The organism is Cohnella baijiui, assembly GCF_020731285.1.
Taxonomy (GTDB): Bacteria; Bacillota; Bacilli; order Paenibacillales; family Paenibacillaceae; genus Cohnella.
Genome location: NZ_JAJFOW010000005.1, coordinates 292,464 through 315,381, shown reverse-complemented (window position 1 = coordinate 315,381; position 22,918 = coordinate 292,464). Strand labels below are relative to the sequence as shown.

At 64.9% G+C, this 22,918-nt stretch carries 24 protein-coding genes; 4 read left to right on the top strand and 20 right to left on the bottom strand.

All coding sequences use genetic code 11. The features are described from left to right. Window positions 1–31: 31 nt before the first annotated feature. The 11 genes from smc to LKX83_RS08180 all read right to left on the bottom strand — a co-directional run bounded on the left by smc (window position 32) and on the right by LKX83_RS08180 (window position 11,524). Window positions 32–3,601: a chromosome segregation protein SMC gene (smc, locus tag LKX83_RS08230; RefSeq protein ID WP_227881678.1), complete on the bottom strand. Its 3,570-nt coding sequence runs from the start codon at window positions 3,599–3,601 to the stop codon at window positions 32–34. Window positions 3,602–3,617: 16 nt separating this feature from the next. Continuing rightward, window positions 3,618–4,343, bottom strand: a complete 726-nt coding sequence (rnc, locus tag LKX83_RS08225; RefSeq protein ID WP_227881677.1) for a ribonuclease III — start codon at window positions 4,341–4,343, stop codon at window positions 3,618–3,620. A 101-nt stretch (window positions 4,344–4,444) separates the two neighbouring features. Next, window positions 4,445–5,686 (bottom strand): beta-ketoacyl-ACP synthase II, encoded by a 1,242-nt coding sequence (gene fabF / locus LKX83_RS08220; RefSeq protein WP_227881676.1) that lies wholly within the window; start codon window positions 5,684–5,686, stop codon window positions 4,445–4,447. A gap of 281 nt (window positions 5,687–5,967) precedes the next feature. Beyond that, complete coding sequence (gene acpP, locus LKX83_RS08215; RefSeq protein ID WP_090117455.1) at window positions 5,968–6,201, bottom strand: acyl carrier protein; 234 nt, start codon at window positions 6,199–6,201, stop codon at window positions 5,968–5,970. Window positions 6,202–6,343: 142 nt separating this feature from the next. Then, window positions 6,344–7,096 carry a 3-oxoacyl-[acyl-carrier-protein] reductase gene (gene fabG / locus LKX83_RS08210; protein ID WP_227881675.1) on the bottom strand — a complete coding sequence of 251 codons (753 nt, stop codon included), beginning with the start codon at window positions 7,094–7,096 and terminating at the stop codon, window positions 6,344–6,346. A 34-nt stretch (window positions 7,097–7,130) separates the two neighbouring features. Then, window positions 7,131–8,060 carry an ACP S-malonyltransferase gene (fabD, locus tag LKX83_RS08205; protein WP_227881674.1) on the bottom strand — a complete coding sequence of 310 codons (930 nt, stop codon included), beginning with the start codon at window positions 8,058–8,060 and terminating at the stop codon, window positions 7,131–7,133. Between the two features lie 28 nt (window positions 8,061–8,088). Beyond that, complete coding sequence (locus LKX83_RS08200) at window positions 8,089–9,075, bottom strand: beta-ketoacyl-ACP synthase III (protein WP_255654368.1); 987 nt, start codon at window positions 9,073–9,075, stop codon at window positions 8,089–8,091. A gap of 10 nt (window positions 9,076–9,085) precedes the next feature. Continuing rightward, window positions 9,086–10,075, bottom strand: coding sequence for a phosphate acyltransferase PlsX (gene plsX, locus LKX83_RS08195; RefSeq protein ID WP_227881673.1), 990 nt, complete (start codon window positions 10,073–10,075; stop codon window positions 9,086–9,088). After that, window positions 10,059–10,664, bottom strand: coding sequence for a transcription factor FapR (fapR, locus tag LKX83_RS08190; RefSeq protein ID WP_227881672.1), 606 nt, complete (start codon window positions 10,662–10,664; stop codon window positions 10,059–10,061). Before fapR ends, plsX begins: the two co-directional genes overlap by 17 nt. A gap of 101 nt (window positions 10,665–10,765) precedes the next feature. Beyond that, complete coding sequence (gene rpmF / locus LKX83_RS08185; RefSeq protein ID WP_185673341.1) at window positions 10,766–10,939, bottom strand: 50S ribosomal protein L32; 174 nt, start codon at window positions 10,937–10,939, stop codon at window positions 10,766–10,768. 66 nt (window positions 10,940–11,005) lie between these two features. Beyond that, window positions 11,006–11,524, bottom strand: a complete 519-nt coding sequence (locus tag LKX83_RS08180) for a YceD family protein (protein WP_227881671.1) — start codon at window positions 11,522–11,524, stop codon at window positions 11,006–11,008. Window positions 11,525–12,028: 504 nt separating this feature from the next. Here LKX83_RS08180 and LKX83_RS08175 point away from each other — a divergent pair. Beyond that, window positions 12,029–13,267, top strand: coding sequence for a nucleotidyltransferase (locus tag LKX83_RS08175; RefSeq protein ID WP_227881670.1), 1,239 nt, complete (start codon window positions 12,029–12,031; stop codon window positions 13,265–13,267). A 106-nt stretch (window positions 13,268–13,373) separates the two neighbouring features. Here LKX83_RS08175 and LKX83_RS08170 read toward each other — a convergent pair whose 3' ends face one another. Then, the gene (locus tag LKX83_RS08170; protein ID WP_227881669.1) at window positions 13,374–14,198 is read right to left on the bottom strand and encodes an MBL fold metallo-hydrolase; all 825 of its coding nucleotides are present in this window, start codon (window positions 14,196–14,198) and stop codon (window positions 13,374–13,376) included. A gap of 172 nt (window positions 14,199–14,370) precedes the next feature. Between LKX83_RS08170 and LKX83_RS08165 the strand changes: the two genes are divergently transcribed. Further along, complete coding sequence (locus LKX83_RS08165) at window positions 14,371–15,705, top strand: nucleoside recognition domain-containing protein (RefSeq protein WP_227881668.1); 1,335 nt, start codon at window positions 14,371–14,373, stop codon at window positions 15,703–15,705. Window positions 15,706–15,802: 97 nt separating this feature from the next. Here LKX83_RS08165 and coaD read toward each other — a convergent pair whose 3' ends face one another. From coaD to LKX83_RS08145, 4 genes are all read right to left on the bottom strand, one after another. Then, on the bottom strand, window positions 15,803–16,321 hold the full coding sequence (gene coaD / locus LKX83_RS08160; protein WP_227881667.1) for a pantetheine-phosphate adenylyltransferase: 519 nt from the start codon (window positions 16,319–16,321) through the stop codon (window positions 15,803–15,805). Next, the gene (gene rsmD / locus LKX83_RS08155) at window positions 16,318–16,881 is read right to left on the bottom strand and encodes a 16S rRNA (guanine(966)-N(2))-methyltransferase RsmD (RefSeq protein ID WP_227881666.1); all 564 of its coding nucleotides are present in this window, start codon (window positions 16,879–16,881) and stop codon (window positions 16,318–16,320) included. The genes coaD and rsmD overlap by 4 nt, the downstream gene beginning before the upstream one ends. A 540-nt stretch (window positions 16,882–17,421) precedes the next feature. Beyond that, on the bottom strand, window positions 17,422–17,637 hold the full coding sequence (locus LKX83_RS08150) for an alpha/beta-type small acid-soluble spore protein (RefSeq protein WP_227881665.1): 216 nt from the start codon (window positions 17,635–17,637) through the stop codon (window positions 17,422–17,424). An 802-nt stretch (window positions 17,638–18,439) separates the two neighbouring features. Then, window positions 18,440–19,102: an MgtC/SapB family protein gene (locus tag LKX83_RS08145; RefSeq protein ID WP_227881699.1), complete on the bottom strand. Its 663-nt coding sequence runs from the start codon at window positions 19,100–19,102 to the stop codon at window positions 18,440–18,442. Between the two features lie 198 nt (window positions 19,103–19,300). On the opposite strand from LKX83_RS08145, the gene LKX83_RS08140 reads away from it, so the two are divergent. Together LKX83_RS08140 and LKX83_RS08135 are read left to right on the top strand one after the other, a co-directional pair. Continuing rightward, a complete protein-coding gene (locus LKX83_RS08140) occupies window positions 19,301–19,804 on the top strand; it encodes a CcdC protein domain-containing protein (RefSeq protein WP_227881664.1) in 504 nt (167 codons plus the stop codon). Between the two features lie 40 nt (window positions 19,805–19,844). After that, entirely contained in the window at window positions 19,845–20,039 is a 195-nt protein-coding gene (locus tag LKX83_RS08135) for a hypothetical protein (protein WP_227881663.1), read from the top strand. A 205-nt stretch (window positions 20,040–20,244) separates the two neighbouring features. On the opposite strand, the gene LKX83_RS08130 is transcribed toward LKX83_RS08135, so the two are convergent. Genes LKX83_RS08130 through LKX83_RS08115 form a run of 4 tightly spaced genes read right to left on the bottom strand, consistent with a single transcriptional unit; the run spans window position 20,245 to window position 22,894 of the window. Next, window positions 20,245–21,033 (bottom strand): TatD family hydrolase, encoded by a 789-nt coding sequence (locus LKX83_RS08130; RefSeq protein WP_227881662.1) that lies wholly within the window; start codon window positions 21,031–21,033, stop codon window positions 20,245–20,247. Next, a complete protein-coding gene (locus LKX83_RS08125; RefSeq protein WP_227881661.1) occupies window positions 21,023–21,814 on the bottom strand; it encodes an ABC transporter ATP-binding protein in 792 nt (263 codons plus the stop codon). Before LKX83_RS08125 ends, LKX83_RS08130 begins: the two co-directional genes overlap by 11 nt. Continuing rightward, window positions 21,811–22,599, bottom strand: a complete 789-nt coding sequence (locus tag LKX83_RS08120; RefSeq protein ID WP_227881660.1) for an ABC transporter permease — start codon at window positions 22,597–22,599, stop codon at window positions 21,811–21,813. The genes LKX83_RS08125 and LKX83_RS08120 overlap by 4 nt, the downstream gene beginning before the upstream one ends. Then, window positions 22,589–22,894: a thiamine-binding protein gene (locus tag LKX83_RS08115; RefSeq protein WP_227881659.1), complete on the bottom strand. Its 306-nt coding sequence runs from the start codon at window positions 22,892–22,894 to the stop codon at window positions 22,589–22,591. Before LKX83_RS08115 ends, LKX83_RS08120 begins: the two co-directional genes overlap by 11 nt. Window positions 22,895–22,918: the final 24 nt, after the last annotated feature.

Below are 22,918 nucleotides of genomic sequence, written 5' to 3'. Positions count from 1 at the left end.
ATCTCGCATGACATCGTTCCCAAGCGGCGCGTTACGCCGTCGCCGTCATCGCTTCGCCTTCCTCCAGCTTGACGGAGACGAGCTTGGACACGCCGCCTTCCTCCATCGTAACGCCGTAAAGCATGTCCGCCTCCTCCATCGTCCCTTTGCGGTGGGTGACGACGATGAACTGCGTCTGCTCGGAAAATTCTCGCATGTAGTGCGCGTAGCGGGCGACGTTCGCCTCGTCCAGCGCGGCTTCGACTTCGTCAAGCACGCAGAACGGGACGGGCTTGACGTTCAGGATCGCGAACAGCAGCGCGATCGCCGTCAGCGCCCGCTCTCCCCCGGACAGCAGCTGAAGGTTCTGCAGCTTTTTGCCCGGCGGCTGGGCGACGATCTCGATGCCCGTCTCGAGCGGCTTGTCCGGCTCGCTCAGGATGAGATCCGCCCGGCCTCCGCCGAACAGCTTCGAGAAGACGACGACGAAGTGTCCGCGGATTTCGTCGAACGTCGTGCGGAACCGCTTGGACATCTCGTCGTCCATCTCGCGGATGATCGCGTGCAGCTTGGACTTGGCGTCCATCAGGTCGTTCTTTTGGGCGTCGAGGAATTCGTACCGCTCGCTGACGCGCTTGTACTCCTCGATCGCGCCCATGTTGACGTCGCCGAGCATCGTGATGCGGCGCTTCAGTTCGCGGACCTCGTTTTGCGCGGCGGGCACGTCGTCTGGAACGGCGTATTTTTCCTTTGCCCACTCGAAGCCGATCTCGTACTCCTCGCTCAACTTGCGCAGCAAGTTGTCGAGCTCGACGTCCATCCGGTTGGACGAGATTTCCGCCTGGCGGAGCTGCTCCTCCACCTGGCGCAGCGCCGCTCTCTGCTCCTTCGTCTCGCTTTCCTTCAGCTCCAGCTGGCGGTGACGCTCGGCGCGGTCCGACCGCTTGAACTCGATGCCTTCGGTGAATTCCCGCTTGGCGAGCCGCAGCTCGTTCAGCCGTTCGCGCTGGGCGACGATCTCCGCCGCCGTACGTTCGGCGTCGGCCGCGTTTTGGGCCAGCGTTTCCCGCAATTGGCGCTGCTCGGCCTGCAGCCGGGCCAGCTCGGCGCGATAGCGCGCCGTCTGCTCGTCGATCGACTGGCGGTCCTGCTCCATCCGGGCGATCTTGATCTTCAGCTCGGTGAGCGACGCCTGCAGCTCTTCCTTGGCCGACTGGCTGCGCTTGCGCAGCTCCTCGGCTTCGCGGATGCTCTCCGTCAGCCGCGTCTCTTCGAGCGCCAGCGAGGCGAGCCGGCCCTCAGCCTCCGCCCGCATGGCGTCCAGATCCGTCGTCTCCGTGCCGAGTCCCTCGCGCTCGCCGCTCAGCGCCGCGAGCTGTTCGCCGAGCTGCTTCTCCTCGGCGGCCAGCTGCTGCCGCTCCGCGACCGCCTGCTGCTCGGCCAGCCGTTCCCGCTCGCCGGCTTCGCGCAGCTGGTCGATGTTTTGCCCGACGATGGCGAGCTCCTTCTTCAAGTCGTCGGCCGCCGTCCGCGCGGTCGTCCGTGCCGTCTCCGTCTCGGCGATTTCCTTGTCGAGCTCTTCGAGCTGGCGCTGGCGGCCGAGCAGATTCGACGCCTTGCGCGCCAGGCTGCCCCCGGTCATCGAACCGCCCGCATTGACGACGTCGCCCTCGAGCGTTACGACGCGGTAGCGGTATTGCAGCTTCGATGCGATCCGGTTCGCATGCTCCAGCTTTTGCGCGATGAGCACGTTGCCGAGCATGCTGCCGAAGATGCCCGCATAGCGTGGTTCAAAGGAGACGAGATCGACGGCGATCCCGACGAAGCCGTCCATGTCCGCGATGGCCCGACGATCTCCTTCGCCAACGTTTCGAGGCTTGATGACATCGAGCGGCAGGAATGTCGCGCGGCCCGATTGCCGCTGCTTCAAATACCCGATCGCCGTCCGGGACGTCGCTTCGTTCTCCATGACGATGTTTTGCATCGCCCCGCCGAGCGCCGTCTCGACGGCGGTCTCGAGATTCGCCGGCACGGAGAGCAGCTCCGCCACCGCCCCGTGCACGCCTTGGAGCTGGCTGCGCTTGGCGGCCTTGAGCACCTCGCGCACGCCGTGCTGGAAGCCGTCATAATCGTTCTGCAGCTCCTTGATCGTGTCGCGCCGGGAGACGAGCGCTTCGCGCTTTTGCTCCCAGCGGCGGGCGTCGCCCTGCGCTTCCTCGAGGCGCCGGGTCAGCTCCGTCGAGCGCGTGCCCTCGGCAATGTAACGGCTCCGGACGTCGGCCACGGACGCCGCGCAGGCGGCGATCCGCTCCTCCAGCTCCGCGCGGCGGACGAGCAGCGCGTCGTGCTGCTCCTGCCATTTCGCGCGCTCGCCTTCGGCGCGGGCCAGGCGGCGATCCAACGCTTCGCGCTGCTGCTCGCAGTAGCGAATGTCGTTGCGCGCCTGCGCCATCGCGTTCATGGCGTCGAACAGCTCGGCTTTCAGCCGCTCTTCGGCGTCCCCGCTGCCGTCCACGTAGCTTAGCTTCGTCTCTTCCGCGGTTAGGACGGCGTTCAGCTCGGCGAGCTCGGCTTCGACCTGCGCTTGCCGCTGCGAGAGGTCCTCGCCTTCGGCCGACGCGGCCACAAGCCGCTCCTCGGCGGCGGCCAAGCTTTCGGTCAATCCCGCGCGCGTGCGCTCGAGATTGCTCTGCCGCTCGTTCAGCAGCTCGCCGTAGCCCTCGCTCTTCTCGGTTTCCTCGCTCGTATGCAGAAGCTCGTCTTGCAGCTTCTCGAGCGTCTCCTCGAGCCGCTGCAGCGCCTGCCGGTCTTCCTCCAGCTTCGCGTCGTGGGCGCTGACCTCGGCCGCGAGGCGAAGCTCATCGTCCTTGAGCTTGGCGAGCTTGTCGTTGGTCTCCGCCCAGGAGCGGTGCACGCCTTCGATCTGGTGCACGTACAGGGCGATTTCCTTGGATTTGAGCTCTTCCTTCAGCTGCTTGTACATCTCGGCCTTTTCGGACTGGATCCGCAGCGGCTCGACCTGGTCGCCGAGCTCGACGACGAGGTCGTTGATACGCAGCAAATTCGCTTCGGTGTCCTCGAGCTTTTTCTGCGCTTCCTTTTTGCGGGCCTTGTACTTGACGATGCCGGATGCTTCCTCGAAAATGCCGCGCCGGTCCTCGGACCGGGTACTGAGGATCTCCTCGATGCGGCCCTGCCCGATGATCGAGTAGGCTTCCTTGCCGATGCCCGTATCCATGAACAGCTCGGTAATATCCTTCAGCCGGCACGGCTGCTTGTTAATGAGGTATTCGCTGTCGCCGCTCCGGTGCACCCGCCGGGTGACGGTCACTTCGGCAAAGTCGAGCGGCAGCGTCTTGTCGCTGTTGTCGAACGTGATGGACACTTCGCCGAAGTTGACGGCGCGCCGCGCGTCGCTGCCCGCGAAGATAACGTCCTGCATGTTGCCGCCCCGCAGGCTCTTCGCGCTCTGCTCGCCGAGCACCCAGCGAATGCCGTCCGAGATGTTGCTCTTGCCGCTGCCGTTCGGTCCGACGACGGCGGTAATGCCTCTGCCGAATTCCAGCTGCGTCCGATCCGCGAACGACTTGAATCCGGCGAGCTCGATTCCTTTCAAATACATGGCGGTCCCTCACCTCTCAAGTTCCCTTGGCATTCCCTTCGCCCGGTGCGGCTTCCTCGCGCAGTTGGCGCAGCGCCTTGGAGGCGGCCTGCTGCTCCGCTTCCTTCTTGGAGCGGCCGACGCCCTGTCCGAGGCTCTTGTCCCCGACGTAGACGACGGCGACGAACTCGCGATCATGCGCGGGGCCTCGCTCCTCGATGATCCGGTAATCCAGGTGACCCAGACTCAGGTGCTGTACCCGCTCCTGCAGCTCCGTCTTATGGTCCTTCAGCGGAGCCTGTCCTTCCCGGGGCAGATGCGCGAACAGATGGCGGTCGAGGAAGGTGCGGACCTCTTCCAGTCCTTGGTCCAGATACAGCGCGCCTACGAACGCCTCGAAAGCGTCCGCCAGCAGCGACGGCCGGGTCCGCCCGCCCGTCTGCTCCTCCCCTTTGCCCAGCAGCACGACCTGCCCAAAATCGAGCGCCTCGGCAAAACGGACAAGCGATGGCTCGCAAACGATGCCCGCGCGCAGCCGCGTGAGCTCCCCTTCGGGCCGGTCGGGATACATCCGGTACAGCGCTTCGGAGACGGTAAGCTGCAGGACGGCGTCCCCCAGAAATTCGAGCCGCTCGTTGTGCTCGACCCGCGATCCCCGCTGTTCGTTCACGTACGACGTATGCGTAAAAGCTTGTCTGAGCAGCGCGCTGCTGCGAAAACGGACGTTCGTCCGCTCCTGCAGGCGGCGAAAAGCTTCGCTCATCTGACGCAACCTCCCTTATCGTAGACAAGTCCTCTTCCCACGGCGCCCGAGACGAACAAGACGCAGGCGGCTGCGCCGCCTGCGTCACACGTTCGCGCCGATTAGGCTTCGTATTTACGCAAAATGATGGTGGCGTTGTGGCCACCGAATCCGAACGAATTGGAGAGGGCGACTTGGATGTCGGCCTTCCGCGGCACGTTCGGGATATAGTCGAGATCGCACTCCGGATCCTGCTGATCCAGGTTGATCGTCGGCGGCAGGATGCCGTTCTTCAGCGCGAGGCCCAGGATGACCGCCTCGACGCCGCCGGCGGCGCCCAGCATGTGGCCCGTCATCGACTTGGTCGAGCTGACGGCCAGCTTGTGCGCGTGGTCGCCGAACGTCATCTTGATCGCGGTCGTCTCGGACTTGTCGCCGACCGGCGTCGACGTGCCGTGCGCGTTGATGTAGCCGATCTCCTCCGGCGCGATGCCGGCGTCTTTGATGGCGCGCTTCATGCAACGGGCCGCGCCGTCCGGATCGGGCTCGGTCATGTGATGCGCGTCGCCGCTCATCCCGTAGCCGATCACTTCGGCGTAGATGCGGGCTCCGCGCTTTTGCGCGTGCTCCAGCGATTCGAGGATGAGGACGCCCGCGCCCTCGCCCATGACGAATCCGTCGCGGTCGACGTCGAACGGACGGCTCGCCTTTTCCGGCTCATCATTGCGCGTGCTCATCGCCCGCATGTTCGAGAAGCCGGCGACCGCGATCGGCCGGATAGTCGCTTCGGCGCCGCCGCAGATCATGACGTCCGCGTCGCCGCGCTGAATCATCTTATAAGAATCGCCGATCGAGTGCGTCCCGGTCGCGCAAGCAGTCACCGCGGCCGTATTCGGACCTTTGGCGCCCGTCGCGATCGACACTTGGCCGCTCGCCATGTTGGCGATCATCATCGGTATGAAGAACGGGCTGACGCGGCGCGGACCCTTCTCCATCAGGATCGTATGCTGCTCTTCCCAGGTGCCGAGCCCGCCGATGCCCGAGCCGACGATGACGCCGACGCGCTCTGGATCCGCGTTCTCGCCGAGAACGAGACCGGCGTCGCGCACCGCGCTCAGGCTGGCGGCCATGCCGAACTGGACGAAGCGGTCCATGCGGCGCGCTTCCTTCTTGTCGACGCCGTGCGCCTCCGGATCCCAGTTCTTCACTTCGGCCGCGATCTTCGTCGGATAATCGCTCGTGTCGAAGGCTTCGATCAGGCTGACGCCGGACCGGCCTTCGAGCAGGTTGTTCCAAAACGTATCTAAATCGGTTCCGAGGGAGGTCACAACCCCCATGCCGGTAACCACGACGCGTTGACTCAAAGCACAGTTCACCTCTTCGGCAGCAAGTAAAAACAGCTTCGCCCTCTTCCGGAGGAGGGGGGCGGGCGTTTTTATCGGAAACCGCGTAAAAACGGCTGCATGGTCTTCTTGGAAGATGGCGGCGCGTTTTTACCGGATGTCACGCAGAATGGATAGGCGCGAAGCTTATACATGCTGTATGACGGAGAAAGAAGACGGGCAAAGCCCCTCTCCTTCCGTTTCTCAAAAATGTGGCTTGAATGTGGAGAAGTCCCGTTGCTCGAACGGGACCCGGCAGATCATTAGGCATGAGATTGTATGTAATTTACGACTTCTCCCACCGTTGTGATCTTCTCTGCATCCTCATCGGAGATCTCCAAGTCAAACTCGTCTTCGAGTTCCATCACGAGTTCAACCACGTCGAGAGAGTCAGCGCCCAAGTCATCCTTGAAGTTCGCTTCATTGGTTACTTCCGCCTCTTCGACACCCAGGCGTTCGACCACGATGCGTTTCACGCGATCATATACATCGGACATCCGGTTCACCTCCCTTTTCGTATTATACGAGATTGATGGACAAAAAGCCATAGCGTAAACGGTTACCGCCCCCGGCCGTCCCCGTCGCCGCACGCCTGCGGACAAGGTCCGCCGGACAGCCGCGGAGGCCGCGACCGCGCGGCTACATGTACATGCCGCCGTCGATGTGAATCGTCTGGCCGGTCATGTAGGACGCCGCGTCAGATGCGAGGTAGAGCACCGCGGAAGCGATCTCCTCGGGCTTGCCCATGCGGCCGAGCGGAATGTCCTTTAGCATGCCCTCCCGCAGCTCGGGAGACAGCTTGTCGGTCATATCGGTCTCGATGAAGCCCGGTGCGACCGCGTTGACCGTGATGCCGCGCGACGACAGCTCGCGGGCCGCCGACTTGGTGAGGCCGATGACGCCGGCCTTGGCGGCGACGTAGTTGGCCTGTCCGGCATTGCCGAGCACGCCGACGACCGAAGAGATGTTGACGATGCGTCCCGAGCGCTGCTTCATCATCGGGCGGGTCACGGCTTTGATGCCGTTGAACACGCCTTTGAGATTCGTCTCGATGACGGCGTCGAATTCCTCTTCCTTCATCCGCATGATTAGATTGTCACGCGTGATGCCGGCGTTATTCACGAGAATGTCCAGCTTGCCGAATGCGTCCAGCACCGACTGGACCATCGCGTCGAACTCGGCCGCCTTGCCTACGTTTGCTTGAACGAGAACCGCCTTGCGGCCCAGCGCTTCGATCGCCTTCACCGTCTCGGCGGCGGCGGCTTCGCTGCCGGCGTAGTTCACGGCGACGTCCGCGCCCGCTTCCGCAAGCGCGATCGCGATCGCCCGGCCGATGCCGCGCGAAGCCCCCGTCACGAGCGCGGTCTTGCCCGTCAAATCCCACTGTGCCATCGTTAGCTCTCCTTTCGCGTGCGGTGCGCCGCGGTCAGGCCAGCGCCGCTTCGGCAACGGCCGCCGCGCTGTTCACCGAGACGACCTGCACGGACTTGTCGATTTTCTTGATGAGTCCGGCCAGGACCGTGCCCGAGCCGATCTCGACGTACGTGTCGACGCCTTGGTCGATCAGATAGCGGACGCTGTCCTCCCACAGGACGGGAGACACGACTTGTTCAATCAGCAGGCCGCGCAGCGTCTCGCCCGACGAGACGGCTTGGGCCGTCACATTGGCGACGACCGGCACGGACGCGTCGCGGAAGGCGACGTCCGCCAGCTCGCCGGCCAGCCGATCCGCCGCGGGCTTCATGAGCGACGAGTGGAACGGTCCGCTCACTTCGAGCGGGACGACCCGCTTGGCGCCCGCCTCCTTGCCCCGCTCTGCGACGGCCGCAACGCCGGCCGCCGTGCCGGAGACGACGATCTGGCCGGGGCAGTTTACGTTGGCCAGCTCGACCTGTCCGACCGATCGCGAGACGTCCCGGCACAGCGCTTCCAGCGCGTCGCGTTCGGCGCCCAGCGTCGCCGCCATGGCGCCTTGGCCGCTAGGCACGGCCTGCTCCATGAATTGGCCGCGGGCGCGGACGAGCCGCACCGCGTCCTCGAAGCCGAGCACGCCCGCGGCGACGAGGGCGCTGTACTCGCCCAGGCTGTGGCCGGCCACGAAGTCCGGCTTCACGCCGCGCGCCTTGAACGCTTCGAGCAGCGCGACGCTCGTCGCGAGCAGCGCCGGCTGCGTGTTCGCCGTCATCTTCAGTTCCTCGTCCGGCCCTTCGAACGCGAGCTTGGAAATCGGAATGCCGAGCGCCCGATCCGCCGCGTCGAAGACGGCGCGCGACGCTTCGAACTGCGCGTATGCGTCCCGGCCCATGCCGACCGTTTGGGCGCCTTGACCCGGGAATACGAATGCGATTTTACCCATCAGACGAGCCTCCTTGCTTGCTCTTGGTTTACCAAACCAGCACCGACGCGCCCCAGGTCAGCCCGCCGCCGAAGCCGACGAGCACGATCCGGTCGCCGTCTTTGACGCGCCCCTCCTCGACCGCTTCGGCCAAGGCGAGGGGGATGGACGCCGCCGACATGTTGCCGTACTTGTCCACGTTGATGACGCACTTCTCCGGCGGCAGGTTGAGGCGCTCGAGCGAAGACTGGATGATGCGAATGTTCGCCTGGTGCGGGATGAGCAGGTCGATCTCTTCCTTGGAAACGCCCGCCTTGCGCAGCGCTTCGTCCGCCGCGTTGCCCATGATCCGGGCGGCGAACTTGAACACCTCGCGACCGTTCATCTGCATGAAATGCTGGCGCTCCGCGACGGACCGCTCGGAAGACGGAACGCGCGATCCCCCGCCCGGCAGCCGCAGGTGCTCGCCGCCGGAACCGTCCGCGCCGAGCTCGAACGATTGGAAGCCGCGGCCTTCCGGAACCGCCCCGATGACGACGGCGCCCGCGCCGTCTCCGAACAGGACGCACGTATTGCGGTCGGTGTAGTCCGTAATCCGCGAGAGCGTGTCCGCCCCGATGACGAGCGCGTACTTGTACGTCCCGAGCGCGATGAAGCCGGATGCGTTGGCGAGGCCGTAGATAAAGCCCGAGCAGGCCGCGGACAGATCGAAGGCCGCCGCCTTCTTCGCCCCGAGCCGGTCCTGCAGGATGCAGGCCGTCGACGGGAAAAACATGTCCGGCGTAATCGTCGCGACGATGATCAGATCCAGCTGGTCGGCCGTGATGCCGGCCGCCGCCAGCGCGCGCACCGACGCCTCGTAGGCGAGGTCCGATGTCGCTTCGTGCTCCGCCGCGATCCGGCGTTCGCGGATGCCCGTACGGCTGACGATCCATTCGTCGTTCGTGTCGACCATGCGCTCGAGATCTTGGTTCGTTAAGCGGCGTTCGGGGGCGTACTTGCCGGTCCCCAATATGCCGACGGGAATTCCATTCATCCGTTATCTCTCACTTTCCGCCGAATTCGTCGGCCAAAGCCGGGATCAATCCGTTGCCGATGGCAATTCGCGCTTGCCGGATGGCGTTCTTGACCGCGAACGCGTCCGAGGAGCCGTGGCCTTTGATGACGAGGCCGTTCACGCCGAGCAGCGGCGCGCCGCCGTGCTCGGTATAGTCCATCTTCTTGCGTACGCGCCGAAGGCCCGGCATCATGATCGCCGCCGCGATCTTCGTCTTCCAGCTCGCGGTGAACTCTTCCTTGAGCACCTTGAAGATCGTGCCCGCCGCGCCTTCCATCGCCTTCAGCAGGATGTTGCCCGCGAAGCCGTCGCAGACGAGAACGTCGCAGTTGCGCTCCAGCACGTCCCTGGCTTCGACGTTGCCGGCGAAGTGGATCGGCGCCGGCTCCAGCAGCTCGAACGCCGCTTTGGTCAGCTCGTTGCCCTTGGCCGCTTCGGTGCCGACGTTCAGCAGCCCCACGCGTGGCTTCTTCATTCCGTGCACCTTTTCCCGGTACAGGGTGCCCATGAGCGCATACTGGAGCAGGTGCTCCGGCTTGGCGTCCATATTCGCCCCAAGGTCGAGCGCGAGCACGCCGACATCGTCCAGCGTCGGCAGCACGGGCGCCAGGCCCGGCCGCTCGATGCCTTTGAGCCGGCCGACGACGAGAAGCCCCGTCGTCATGAGCGCGCCGGTATTGCCGGAGGAGATCATCGCGTCGGCCTCGCCCTCCTTGACCATGCGGCCCGCCACGACCATCGACGAATCGGTTTTGCGCCGAACGGCGCGCACCGGCTCATCGTCGCTTTCGATCAGCTCCAGCGCCGGCACGACCTTCACGTTCGAAGGCCTGTCCGCCGCCAGCAGCGGCTCGATCGCGTCAGGCCGTCCGACGAGAAAAATCTCGGTATCCGGCCATTCCTTGGCCGCAGCCAACGCCCCTTCGACTTGCGCCTTCGGTGCGTTGTCGCCGCCCATCGCGTCAATGGCGATCCTCATGCCCGTCTCCCCCTTCGCGATCCGGTTCGCCCGCGGAGCGGTATATGACGAAGTTCCCTTGGAACACCATTTCATCCCCCACGTAGGTGAACACTTCTACTTTTGCTTTGCCTTTCTGCGCGCCGCTCGACCGGACGTACGCCTTGGCGATGCACTTCTCTCCGAGCCGCGCGGGCCGGATGAAGCGGATGTCCGCGGACGCCGTGAGGGCGATCTCGTCGTTGATGACCGCCACGGCTAGCGAGTTCGCCTGCGCGAACACGTGATGGCCGCGGGCGATGCCGCTTCGGGAGAACACGTGCTCCTCCCGGATTTCGAACAACGAGATGCCGCTCTTGTCGAGCTGCAGGTCGAGAATGTCCCCGATCACTTCGTGCAGCGGCAGCGAACGGACGGGGTCGTAGGATCGCTCCGCCATCAGCTTGAGCCGCTCTCGCAGTTCGGGGATCGACAGTTCGAGCCGATCCAGCCGTATCGTCTGGATGCTCACCTTCAGCAAGCGGGTCAGTTCGCGGTCGGTCAGGAACGGATTCTCCTCGATGAGCCGGCTGAGCTGCTGATGGCGCTGTCGCTTCGGAAGACGTTCCACGCCGCCACCGCCTTCTATGCGTTCATACTGATACCTGGTGCCAAAAAAGCGTAAAGAAAAACGCGCCGGGGACGCTGGTCACGCCTAGACGCGTTGTTCGATTATTGCTTGATGACTTCGCGGGATTTATACGTACCGCAAACTTTGCAAACACGGTGCGCAAGCTTCAGCTCGCCGCATTGATCGCATTTCACCATGCCCGGGACCACCAATTTGAAGTGCGTCCGGCGCTTGTGCTTGCGGGCTTTCGATGTTTTTCCAAAAGGTACTGCCATGTTCCCACCTCCTTATCAGAGTCGAAACGAAATCGGCCTTGAACGGCGATCATTTTCGATAGTCGGTTACGCCTCCGGCTTCCAGCCCTTGAGCGCTTCGAGCCGAGGGTCGATCTTCTGCTGCTGGCACTTGCAGTCCGTTTCGTTGCGGTTTTGGCCGCAGTCCGGACAAAGCCCCTTGCAATCTTCCTTGCAGAGCGGCGCAAGCGGCAGAGAGAGCACCATCTCTTCCTCTACATACGGACGGAGCTCGAGCCGTTCGCCGTGGAACGGAACGAAATCTTCGTCGTCCTGCTCGCCGCGGTCCGCGACCTCCTGCGACACGTGCTTGAACGTTTCCCCGTAAGGAAACTCGTACTCGACTTCAAGCGGCGTCAGGCAGCGGGAGCAGAGCAGCTGCAGCTTGCCCGTCAGCGTCCCGGTCACGTTCACCACGCCGTCGGCCGCGACCGCCGTTACCTTCGCTTGAAGGGGGCTAAGCGGTGTCACGTCGCGGGTCTCCGCGAACAACGGGTTCACGTCGATAGACTCTTCCAGGACGGCCGGTTCCTTGCGATTGGCCAGCTCTTGTACGTTTAGCAGCATATTTATCACTCCAAACAAACAAAATTTATTATATCCATGCGGAGCGGCTTTTGTCAACAATTTACGGCGCTAGGCAGCGGGCGCTTGTCGGCGCTCGGACGGGCGAACGCCGTTAACCCGTTTTGGCGGATATCTGGACTTGTTTCGCCTCGGTTGAGGGCGCCGTTAACCCGATTGGAAGGTTATCTCGGCCCGTTTCGGTATTATCGGCGTGGCGTTAACCCGATTCGGCGGCGATCTCGCTTCACTTGTCCCCGACTAAGGCCCCGTTAACCCGATTCGGCGGTTATCGCGATGCGAACGTCCCGGGCAACCCGCTTGCGAAGTTCTCCCGAGCCTTTGAAGCTTCATTGTACTCCTTTTGCGAGAAAGGTTCACCCCCTCCCCTTTCCCTCCCGGCGAAACGCTCGCCGCTCCTGCGGCCCCCCGGTACGCACGACGCCATTTCGTCCGCCCGTCCCGCCGTGATATAGTGAAGACATCTCGTTTTTGGGGGATTCTGCCATGCGCACGGTCGGCATCGTCGTCGAGTACAATCCTTTGCACAACGGTCATCTCTATCATATACAGCAATCGCGAAAAATAACGGAAGCGGACGCCGTCGTGGCGGTTATGAGCGGCCACTTCCTGCAGCGGGGCGAGCCCGCCCTCGCGGACAAGTGGGCCCGCGCGGAGATGGCGCTGCGCGCCGGCTGCGATCTCGTGCTCGAGCTGCCGGTCGCCTATAGCGCCCAGCCGGCCCAATGGTTCGCGCACGGCGCCGTCGCCATCCTCGAGGCGACCGGCGTCGTGGACGCGCTCTGCTTCGGCAGCGAAAGCGGGGACCTTGCGACGCTGGACCGCATCGCGGCCCGCCTCGCGACCGAGCCGGACGCGCTGAGGCGGCGGCTGGCCGAGCTACTGAAGGAAGGCCGCCCCTACCCTACCGCCTACGCGGAAGCGGTCCGGGAGCTGCTCGCCGCCGAAGGCGACGAGGCGGGCGCCGGCTTCGGGCTGGACCAGCCGAACCATACGCTCGGCCTGCACTATTTGCTGGCGCTGCGACGGCTGGGCAGCCGCATCGTCCCCGCCTCCATCCGCCGCGAGAAGTCCGAATACGGCCAAACGTCGATCACGGACGGCGCGATTGCCAGCGCCACCGCCCTGCGGAAGCTGGTCGCCGATGCCGGCGGCGCGCTGGACGGGCTCGCGCCTTACGTGCCGCCCTCGACGCTGGACATCCTCCGCCGGGAAGCGGCGGCCGGGCGCGCCCCGCTTACGTGGGAGCATTTCGCGCGCCCGCTCTTTCACCAGCTTCACGCGCTGTCGCCCGCGGCGCTGTCCGCGTTCGCCGAGGTGACCGAAGGCCTCGAGCATCGCATCCGCGCCTCCCTGCGCGGTCTGCCCGACTGGCGGATCGAGGCGCTGCTCGATGCGTTGAAGACGAAGCGGTACACCCGCACCAAGCTGCAGCGCACGCTGCTGCGCATCCTGCTCGGACACGGCAAGGCGGAGCTCTCGCCCGAGCGGCTCGCGGCGGGCGTGACCTATATCCGGGTGCTCGGCTTCACCGACGCCGGCCAGGCGCTGCTCCGCCGCATGAAGCGAGACGCCGCGGTCCCCGTCGTCCACTCGGCGGCGGCCGGCAGCTGGCCCTACCTGGACCTGGACGCGCGGGCGGGCGCCGTTTATGCCGCCGCCTTTCCCGTCCCCGATCCGGATGCCGCCTGGCGCGACTACACACACCCACCGTTGCGTCTCTAGTCGCGCTCTGAACTGCGGGGAATCAGGCGCGCATCGACGGCGACACCTTGTCAATGGCGCAAGGCCGGGAGCACCCTCCCGGCCTTGCGCTTTTTTCAATGAAGCATCACGTCCGGAACAACTCCCCTTGCAGCGCCCGAATATACCGCTCCGCGGACCGCTGCACCGCCGCGTCGGCATCCCGCCGCACGACGCGGTGGAACGCGTTGTAGAGCCGTTCGAACGGGAGCGGCCGAACCTGCTCGGCCATCCGCGCGACGGTAGCGGCCGGCAGCGGAATCAGGTTGGGGTAGCTGTACATGAAGCTCACCCAGCGCCGGTCGGCTGCGACTTGGAGGATATCTCCGCTCAGCAGGACGCCCGCCCCCTCCGCGCCGCCGCTCCAATGCAGCACCGCGCCGCCCCGGAAATGGCCGCCCAGCCGATGCAGCGTCAAGCCGTCGGACAGCTTGCAGCTGTCTCCGGACCAGAACCGGACGTGCGGACCCGGGCGCACGACCCATTCCCGGTCGTCTTCGTGAATGTAAAGCGGGACGCCGAACGTCTCCGCCCACTCCGCCTGCGCGGAATAATAGTGCGGGTGGGACATAGCGATGGCGTCGATCCCGCCTAGCCGCCGGACTTCCGCCACCGTGTCGTCGTCCAAATAAGTAATGCAGTCCCAAAGCAAGCGGTAGCCGCGGTCTTCGATCAAATAAGCGGTCTGGCCGATGCCGAAGCCCGGCTCGGTAACGATGCTGACCAACCCTTCCTCGTCCTGCTCGAACGCGTTCCGGTACACCCCGCTCGCCCGCATCGCCTCGAGCGTCGTCCAGGCGGGACCCGTCTCCGGCACATACTGTCTCTCTTCGTCGCAGATGAGACAGCGGACGGGCGGTTCCTCGGACGGCGGATACTGCACCCCGCAAATCTCGCATACGAACATGTCCACTCCGTTCCCTCCTCCGTTTCTCGATTCTTATCGTAATCCATCTCCCGTAGTCGCGCCACCCCTGCGCTTGTCGGTCCCGCCGACAGCCGCCCGTCCTTCAAGATCGCCGCCGTTCTCCCGCTCGCGCGCCTCGGACAAGGTTGGTCTATCGCCGCGCTCGTCCGCGTACAGTTTGATAAACGGACTTCGCCCACCCCGCGCGGGAAGGACGACCGCGCTCGGCCAAAACCGCGCGATCGGCAGGACCGAAGGAGATGACGAAATGACCGAACTCCGGAGCCGCAGAAGCTCCGCCTTGCTGTCCGTCGCGCTCGGCGCCTGTGCGCTGGCGCTCGTGGTCGGCATCGTGAAATCGCCCGGCGAAGCGTTCCGCGCCTCGCTCGCGGGGCTGCAGCTCTGGTGGAAAACCGTTTTCCCCGGCTTGCTGGCCCCCCTCATGCTGGCCGAGCTGCTCGCCGCCTCGGGCATGCTTCACGGTCTCGCCACGCTCGGCGAACCGCTCACCCGCCGGCTGCTTCGCCTACCCGGCGCCGCAGGCTGGGTCATCGCCTTCGGCTGGTCGGCGGGCATGCCGGCCGGCGCGAAGGAGACGGCCCGCCTGCGCGAGCAGGGGCTCGTGCGGGAGCGCGACGTGGACACGCTGCTGCTCGTCTCGCACCTGCCGAACCCGTTCCTCCTCGTCGTCGTGATCGGCGGGGCCCTCCTCCTGGCGCCCGTCTACGGCTGGGCCATCGCGGGGGGCCTCTGGCTGTCCGCGCTCGCGGCCGGGGCTCTGTGGGCCCGGATCGTCGGCGGAAGCTCGCCCCCTGCGCCGTCTATGCCGGCCGCCGGCGAGCCGCGCGCCCTGCTGCGCCGCGCGTTCCGCGTCTTCCGCGAAGCTCGGGCGCAGGACGGGCGGCCGTTCGGCAAGCAGATCGCGGACGCGGTCACCCACGCCGTGACGACGCTGTTCGCGATCGGCGGACTCATCATGATGAGCGCGGTGCTGCTGCGCATGCTGCAGCTGTTTTTCCCCGGCACCGACGCGTGGCTCACCATACCGGGCCTCTACGAAATCCATCTCGGCGCCTACGCCGCGAGCCGATCCGCCTTGTTCGAGGCGGCCCCCGCCCATGCGGCGGTGCTGCTCGCGGCCGTCCTCGCCTGGAGCGGCTGGAGCGGCCTGCTTCAGGCGCGGGCCGCGTTCGGCGCCGGCGCCCCCTTCCCGTGGGGCCGCTTTGTCGCCGGACGACTGCTGCACGCGGCGTTCGCCGTCGCCTTCACCTATCCGCTCGCGCTCGCCGCCGCGCGCTACGGCCACCTCCTGCCGCTGCCCGCGTTCGCGGGGGCGGCCCGCGGCGCGGACAGTCCACTGCCCGGCGGCCTTGCCCTGCTCTCCGAGACGACGCTCGCCTCGCTCGCCTGTCTGGCCGGCTTCGTCCTGCTGGCGCTGCTCGCCGCGACGATCCGCCCCGCCGGCAAGCGGGACGGGGGCGCCGGACGCAAGCCTCCGCCCCCGACCGACTAGCCGCGCGACGCATGACGAAGAGGGCTGCCCGAAGCACGCGTCTTTCGCGCTTCGGGCAGCCCTCTTTGCCGTTCGCATCGGTTGTCCGGCGAACCGCTCAGCGCTTCGCGGCGAACTTGCGCCGCAGCGCCGCCTCGACTGCGGGCGGCACGAGATCCGACACGGCGCCGTCGAACTTGGCGATTTCCTTGACGATGCTGGAGCTGAGATACGAATATTTCGGATTCGTCATCATGAAGATCGTCTCGATGCCCTCGTCGAGCTGCCGGTTCGTCGAGGCCATCTGCAGCTCGTACTCGAAGTCCGTGACGGATCGGATGCCCCGCACGCTGACTTGGGCGTTGCGCGAACGCATGTAGCGGACGAGCAGATCGCGGAAGCTGTCGATCTCCACGTTCGGCAGATCCTTGGTCACTTCCCGGAGCAGCCCGGTCCGTTCCTCCACCGAGAAGAGCGGGCTTTTCGTCAAATTGTTCAGCACGGCGACGATCAGCGTGTCGAACTGCTTGGCCGCGCGGCGGATAATGTCCAGATGGCCGAAGGTCACCGGATCGAAGCTGCCGGGATATACCGCGATCCGGCGTTCGCCGTCGGCGCGGGCGGATGGGGGGGTCATTCGGTTACCTCCTGCCGGTAGATGGATATTGCCGTCTCGCCGTATTGGGCGTGACGGCGGCGTTCGAACGGGCCGATGCGGTCCCCGTAGTCGAAGCCGGTTTCGTGCTCGATGACGGCCACCGCGTCCGGCGCCGCGAGGCCGCGTTCCAGGAGCTCGAGCAGCAGCGCGTCGCAATCCTTCTGCGCGTACGGCGGATCGAGGAAGATCAAGTCGAACGCCGCTTCGCCCTTTTGCTCGAGCAGCCGAATCGCCTTCTTGGCGTCGTTGCGGTACACCCGCGCCTTGTCCGCAAGGCGCGTCGCCGCCAGATTGGCTCGCACGACCTCGATGCTGCGCGGATGGGCGTCGATGAAGACCGCTTCGCCCGCGCCTCGGCTCAGCGCTTCGATACCGAGCCCGCCCGTGCCCGCGAACAGGTCGAGCACCCGCTCTCCGCCGAAGTACGGCCCGATCATGCTGAACAGCGCTTCTTTTACTTTGTCCGTCGTCGGACGCGTCGACTGTCCGGGAACCGCCTTCAGCGGTCGCCCCCGGGCGTCTCCGGATATGACTCTCATCTGCCGTCATCCTTCTGTCGCATAGACGGCGGCAGGCCGCCGCCCGCCGCTTTTTTCGATGGTGCTATGTTACCACATTCCCGGTGCCCGCAAAAGCGCCCCTTCGACAAATCCGCCGGCGTGTTCCAATTTTTTTCTCCGGCCACGTATATTTCCGCTCCGCCCGGCCACACTGATAGTACCGGCGCCGAGAGGCGTCGGGGACAACCGCGGAGAAGACTTACGTTTCCCCATAAGCTCTTCGTCCGGTTTCTCCTCTCCCATGAAGGGCCTCGTCGCGAGACGGGGCTCGATTTTTTTTGGGCGGACGAAAGCCGTTTCGCAACGGACTTGTAAAGCCGCAGTAAAACCGGCGTCAAGCCGGTGTCAATATGCACATCGAAGCCGATTTCTGCACAGCCAACCTGTGGATAACCGGTGCTCGTTCTTCCCTTCTCGCCATAAAAATGCACCCCGCAGAATTCATCGGAATCACCAGGGGCTCCTCCAATGTCGATTCTAAGGGGTGCATCTTACGAATCCGAACGGGCTTTCTTGCGGTTATGGACGTCCTGCGAGCTGTTGCTCGGCGATCTGTACCAGGCGGCGGGTGATGTTACCCCCGATGCGGCCGGTATCGCGCGTGATCATGTTGCCGTAGTAGCCGTCTTGCGGGATGGTGATGCCCAGCTCTTGGGCGGCTTCGTACTTCAGCTGCTCCAGCGCCGCTTTTGCTTGTTGAACGACGAGTTGGTTTGAGTTGCGATCGTTTGCCATGATTATCACCTCCACGATTTGCCACCCTAGTATGCGGGGGGCGATCTTCTTTTATGCGCGTTTCGCGAAGATCGGCGGCAAAATCGGGATCGCGCGGAGTCAATGCCAGTAGTAGATCGCCAGAGCCACCAGGGACCATACCGGAACCGCGAACAACAGACCGTAAATCATGCCTCCGAACGCACTGCCTTCTCGTTGCGCCATTCTCGTTCCCTCCCTTTGCGGCAGCGGGCGCCGGCTCGCTAGCCTTTCCTAAGGTTTACCAACCGATGCGTTTCCGTGAAACACGGGACGCCCGCCCTGCCCCGCCGCCCGCTTTTTTTGCCAAATGGCCATAGGGAAACGACTGCTTCCTCTGGGTCGCGCGGTCCGCGCAAGGGGCTTTGGAAGGAAATAAGCGCGCGTTTCGATGAGAACCGTTTCATTTTTCCAGCTTTTTGGGTAAAAAAGGGTACGGATAGTCACATCAAATAAGGAGGTGTGATGACGGATGAAACAGCAACGCCTTTCGCTCCGGAACTATTTGGCCTACCTGGTCGTCGAAGTGGCGGAGATGCTGAAGCAAGAGTCCCGGGACAAGCCGCATGCCAAGCGTTGACTCGCCGCCGCCCGCCATCGCGCCATTCCCCGCAGCCGCCGGAAAACCGGCGGTTTTGCGCGTCATTTTTACTTGCGTTTTCGGGACGATATGGCGAGAGCGCCCGGATCGGACAAGCGTTCGCCCGGACCGGGCCCTTTGTCGTACCATTTTATGCAACCGCCTTCATGATATGCGACTTTCTTCCGCGTTCCCGGGCAGCCGCTAGCTCGTCTCGACCGAACGGATATACGGCGCCTGCCGGACGGCCGTCAGCCAGTCGTCGAGCCCATAGCCCGACGGCAGCTTGACGTTGAGATCGAGCGCCATCTCGCCCGCTTCCCCCTGTTCCGCGTGGAAGGCGAGGATCGAGATTCCCTGTCCCTTGAGCAGCGCCATCAGGTCGCCCATCGCTCCCGGTTCTTCGCTCAAACGAATGGAGAACTGCTCCGCCTTTGGCGTCCGCAGCCCGCGCCAGCCCCGGTGCAGCAGCGTCTGCGCGGAAAGGATGAGCAGCGTCGCACCGATCCCGATCACGTACAGTCCGGAGCCGACCGCCATCCCCATGCCGGCCGTCGCCCAGACGCCCGCCGCCGTGGTCAGCCCTTTGACGGTTTGCTTTTGCAGGAAGATCATCCCCGCGCCCAAAAAACCGACGCCGCTGACGACCTGGGCCGCGACCCGCGAAGGATCGAGCGTGAGGTTCTCCCAGCCGATCTGATCCCGAAAGCCGTACTTCGAGATGACCATCATGAGGGCGGCTCCCGTGCCGACGATGAAGTGCGTTTTGATGCCCGCTTCCTTCATCCGATTTTTGCGCTCGTACCCGATCCACGCGCCGCACAAGCCCGCGACGACGACCCGCAGCAGCCATTCCAACTCGACGATAAGTCCTCAGTCCTCCTTCGCTCCCGTTTTTCATCGCTGAACAGCCGCTCTCGCGAGCGGCCCTGCCCCCCTACTATACGCCTTTCGCGAAGCGGGAGCCAATCGGAACCCGTCCGACTTGTCCGCGGGGCCGTTCCTTCCGTTCCCGTTTATGGTACACTAGAGCCAATCTCATCGTTGGAGAAAGGAACGGGATTCATGCATCACCTCGGGCAAGCGCTTATTCCTTCGGCACTGATTTTGCTATTGATGTACCGGCGCATACGCCGCACGGTCGGATTTCAGCCGTATCGGCCACGGCGCCTGCGGGTGCGGATCGGCATCTTCTCGGCGATCGGCCTGCTGCTGCTGTCGCTCGGCTTCGTCCATCCCGTCGTGCTCGCCGCGGACGCGCTCGGCATCGCCTGCGGCGGCATCCTCGCGTGGTTCGCCGTTCGGCACAGCCGCTTCGAGACGCGGAACGGGGAGCTGCATTACCGGACGCACATCGTCATCGAGTCCATCGTCATCGCCCTGCTCATCGGACGGCTCGCCTACCGCTTTTTGTTTCTGGCGAGCGGCTTCGACGCCGCAGCCTCGAACGATCCGGCCCAGGCCCAGCAGTTTGCGCGGGACCCGTGGACGGCCGGCATCTTCTTCGTGATGGTCGCCTATTACGTCGGTTACTACGTCTACGTCCTGCGCGCCGGCGCACGCCGTTGACGTTCGCTGCGGCACCAGGAAGGAAAGGAGATGCATCTTGGTGAGAACCGCCGACCAGGTTAAGCGCAAGATCAACGAATTGGCCGCCCGGAGGGAAACGCTGAACGCGAAGCGTTCCGAATCGAGCGACCCGGCGGAGCAGGCGCGGCTGCAGGCGCAGGCCGACCGGCTGGACGAGCAACTGCTCCTGCTCGAATGGGTACTGAACGAGCCGCTCGGCAGCTATCACGGCTGAGAGAGCGGAAACGGGTTTGGCCGGCTCGCCGGCGCGAGAAAAGCAAAAGGCTGTCCGGCCGCGAAGGAATGCTCCTTCCGGCGGACAGCCTTTTATTTGTCATACAGCATGTATAAGTTTTGCCCCTATCCAATTCTGTCTATGACCTCCGATAAAAACGTGCCGCCATCTTCCTCGAAGGCGGCGGAGCCGTTTTTACTTGGCTTTAAAATCCGTAAAAGCTTCGCGTGTTCGCGTCGAGGATCCGGGCAACCGCCTCCGGCGCCAGGCCGCGCAGCCGTGCGATTTCCGCGGCGACGTCCGCCGCCATGAGCGGATGGGTCTCCCGGCCGGCGTACGGCCCCTCGAACGGCCACGGCCCGTCGGTTTCCGCCATGAGCCGTTCGAGCGGCACGGCGGCGGCGAGCGCCCGGATTTCCGGTTCGTACCGGACGTCCGGCGTCAGCGAGAGGCAGTAGCCGTTCGCGACGATCCGGTCGACCGTCCGCGAGTCGCCTTTGAACCAGTGAAAGTGCGCCCGCCGGATGCCGCGGCGCTCGAGCAGGTCGAGCGCTTTGCCCGCGTCCTCGTACACGGCGTGCAGCGCGATCGGCCGGTCCAGCTCCGCCGCCAGCGCAACGAAGCGGTCCAATTGCCGCGCATACGGCGTCTCGTCAAACGGCTCGCCCTTCGCCTCGGCTTCGGTCCGCGTATAATAGGGTAACCCTACCTCGCCGACGGCGAACGGCTCCCCGTCCGCGGCGCGCGCCCGAATCCAGTCGCACAGCGCCGCCAGCGCCGCCTCGCCAAGCGGAGGCTGCTCCGGATGATGGCCGTAGGCGGGCATCACTCGGCCCGGATAGCGGCGCGCCCACGCGCGGTTGACCTCGCATGAGGCGACGTCCATGGAGACGGCGACCACGCCCGCGACGCCGCCGGCGAACGCTTCGCCGAGCAGCGCGTCCCGCCGCGCCTCGGGATAGCCGTCCAGATGCAAATGCGCGTCATACGCCATGCGCCGCTCCCCTTTGCGACAGTAATTCGAGCACTTCCTGCTTCAGCGAGACGAAGGCCGGTTCCGTCCATACCTCCTGCCGTCTCGGGCGGGGGAACGGCACCCGGATTTCCCGCAGCACGCGCGCGGGCGCCGGGGACAGCACGTAGATGCGATCCGAAAGCGTCAGCGCCTCCTCGATGCTGTGCGTAACGAACAGCACGGAGCGGCGCTCCTCCTCCCACAACTGCAACAGCCAGGCCTGCATGTCCGCTCGGGTCAGCGCGTCCAGCGCCGCGAACGGCTCGTCGAGGCACATGACGCCTCGCGGCATGAGCAGCGCCCGCAAAAACGACACCCGCTGCTGCATGCCGCCGGACAGCACGTGCGGATAGGCGCCGGCGACGTCCCCGAGGCCAACCCGCCCGAGCCACTCCTCGGCCAGCGCGGCCGCCCGGCGGCGCTCGATGCCGGCTGTCGCGAGCGCGGAAGAAATGTTGGCCGCGACCGACATCCAGGGGAATAGCGACGCCTGCTGCGGCATGTAGCTGATCTGGCCGCGGCGGCCGGTCGTGTCGGCGCCGTCCAGGTAGACGCGCCCCGCATCGGGCCGCTCGACGCCTCCGATCAGGCGGAACAGCGTCGACTTGCCGCTGCCCGAAGGACCGAGCAGTGTCACGAATTCGCCTTCGCCGACGGTCAGCGAGAGATCGTCCAGCACGAGGAAGCGCCGTCCTTTGCGGACGTAGCTCTTCGAAATGTTCTCCAGGCGCAGCTTCGCCCGGCTTGCGCCGTCGCTCATGACGCTTTTCCTCCTTCCGCCGCCGTCGCCCGCTCCGGGCGCCAGCGGATCGCGAACCGCTCCAGCAGCACCGCGAGCCCGTAAAACGCCAGGCTCAGCGTCACGATGCAGACGATCGCCGCAAAGACGCCCGTCGTGTCGTAGCCCTTGGATTTCAGAACGAGATAGTGCCCGATCCCTTCGCTCGCGCCCAGCCATTCCGCGACGATCGCCGCCGTGATGCTGTACGTGGCCGTGATCTTCAGGCCGGAAAACAAATACGGCAGCGAGGCGGGCAGCTCCAGCCGCCGAAGCACCTCGAAGCGGCTCGCGCCGATCATGGCGAGGTACTCCCGCAGATGCGGGGCCGCCTGCCCCAGCCCGGCCAGCATCGACCAGGCGATCGGGAAATAGCAGACGAGCGCAAGCAGGATCAGCTTCGGCAGAATGCCGAAGCCGAACCAGATGATGAGCAGCGGCCCGAGCGCGATGAGCGGGATGTTCTGCGTGATGATGATGATCGGGGACAAGGCCGCGCGGACGCCGGGAATGAGATGAAAGAGGACGGCCGAAACGACCCCGAAGGCGATCCCGAGCCCGATGCCCTTCAGCGCGAGCCGCAGCGTCGACCAGGTCTGATCGAGCAGGCGCGGTCCGTCCTCGGCCATGCGCCGGGCGATATCCCAGGGCTGGGGCAGCGTGTAGGGCGCGATGCGAAAAATCATGCAGCATGCCTGCCAGAGCAAGATGAGCCCGACCAGCGTGCCAAGCGGCAGCAGCGCCCTGCGCCAGAAACTACCGGCCATCGGGATACTTGCGCAGGAGGTGCGCCATCGACGCCCCGTCTCCCCCGTCGACGAGGAGCTTGACCTGGGACAGGACGGACGGGCTGCCCAGTTCGAACATGGCGAGATTCATTTCTTTCAGAACGTCCAGGAGACGGTCCAGATCGCCTTCCATCGTCGTCTCCAACGGTCCGACGCGGTACGGGACGCCGGACGCCTTGATGATCTCGATCGCGCGGTCGACATACAAATGCGTATCGTCGCCGGGTTTCGCCGCTTTGGGTAATATTTGCACGCTTAACAGGGCTTGCGCCATGAAAAACACATCCTCTCTCGGAAT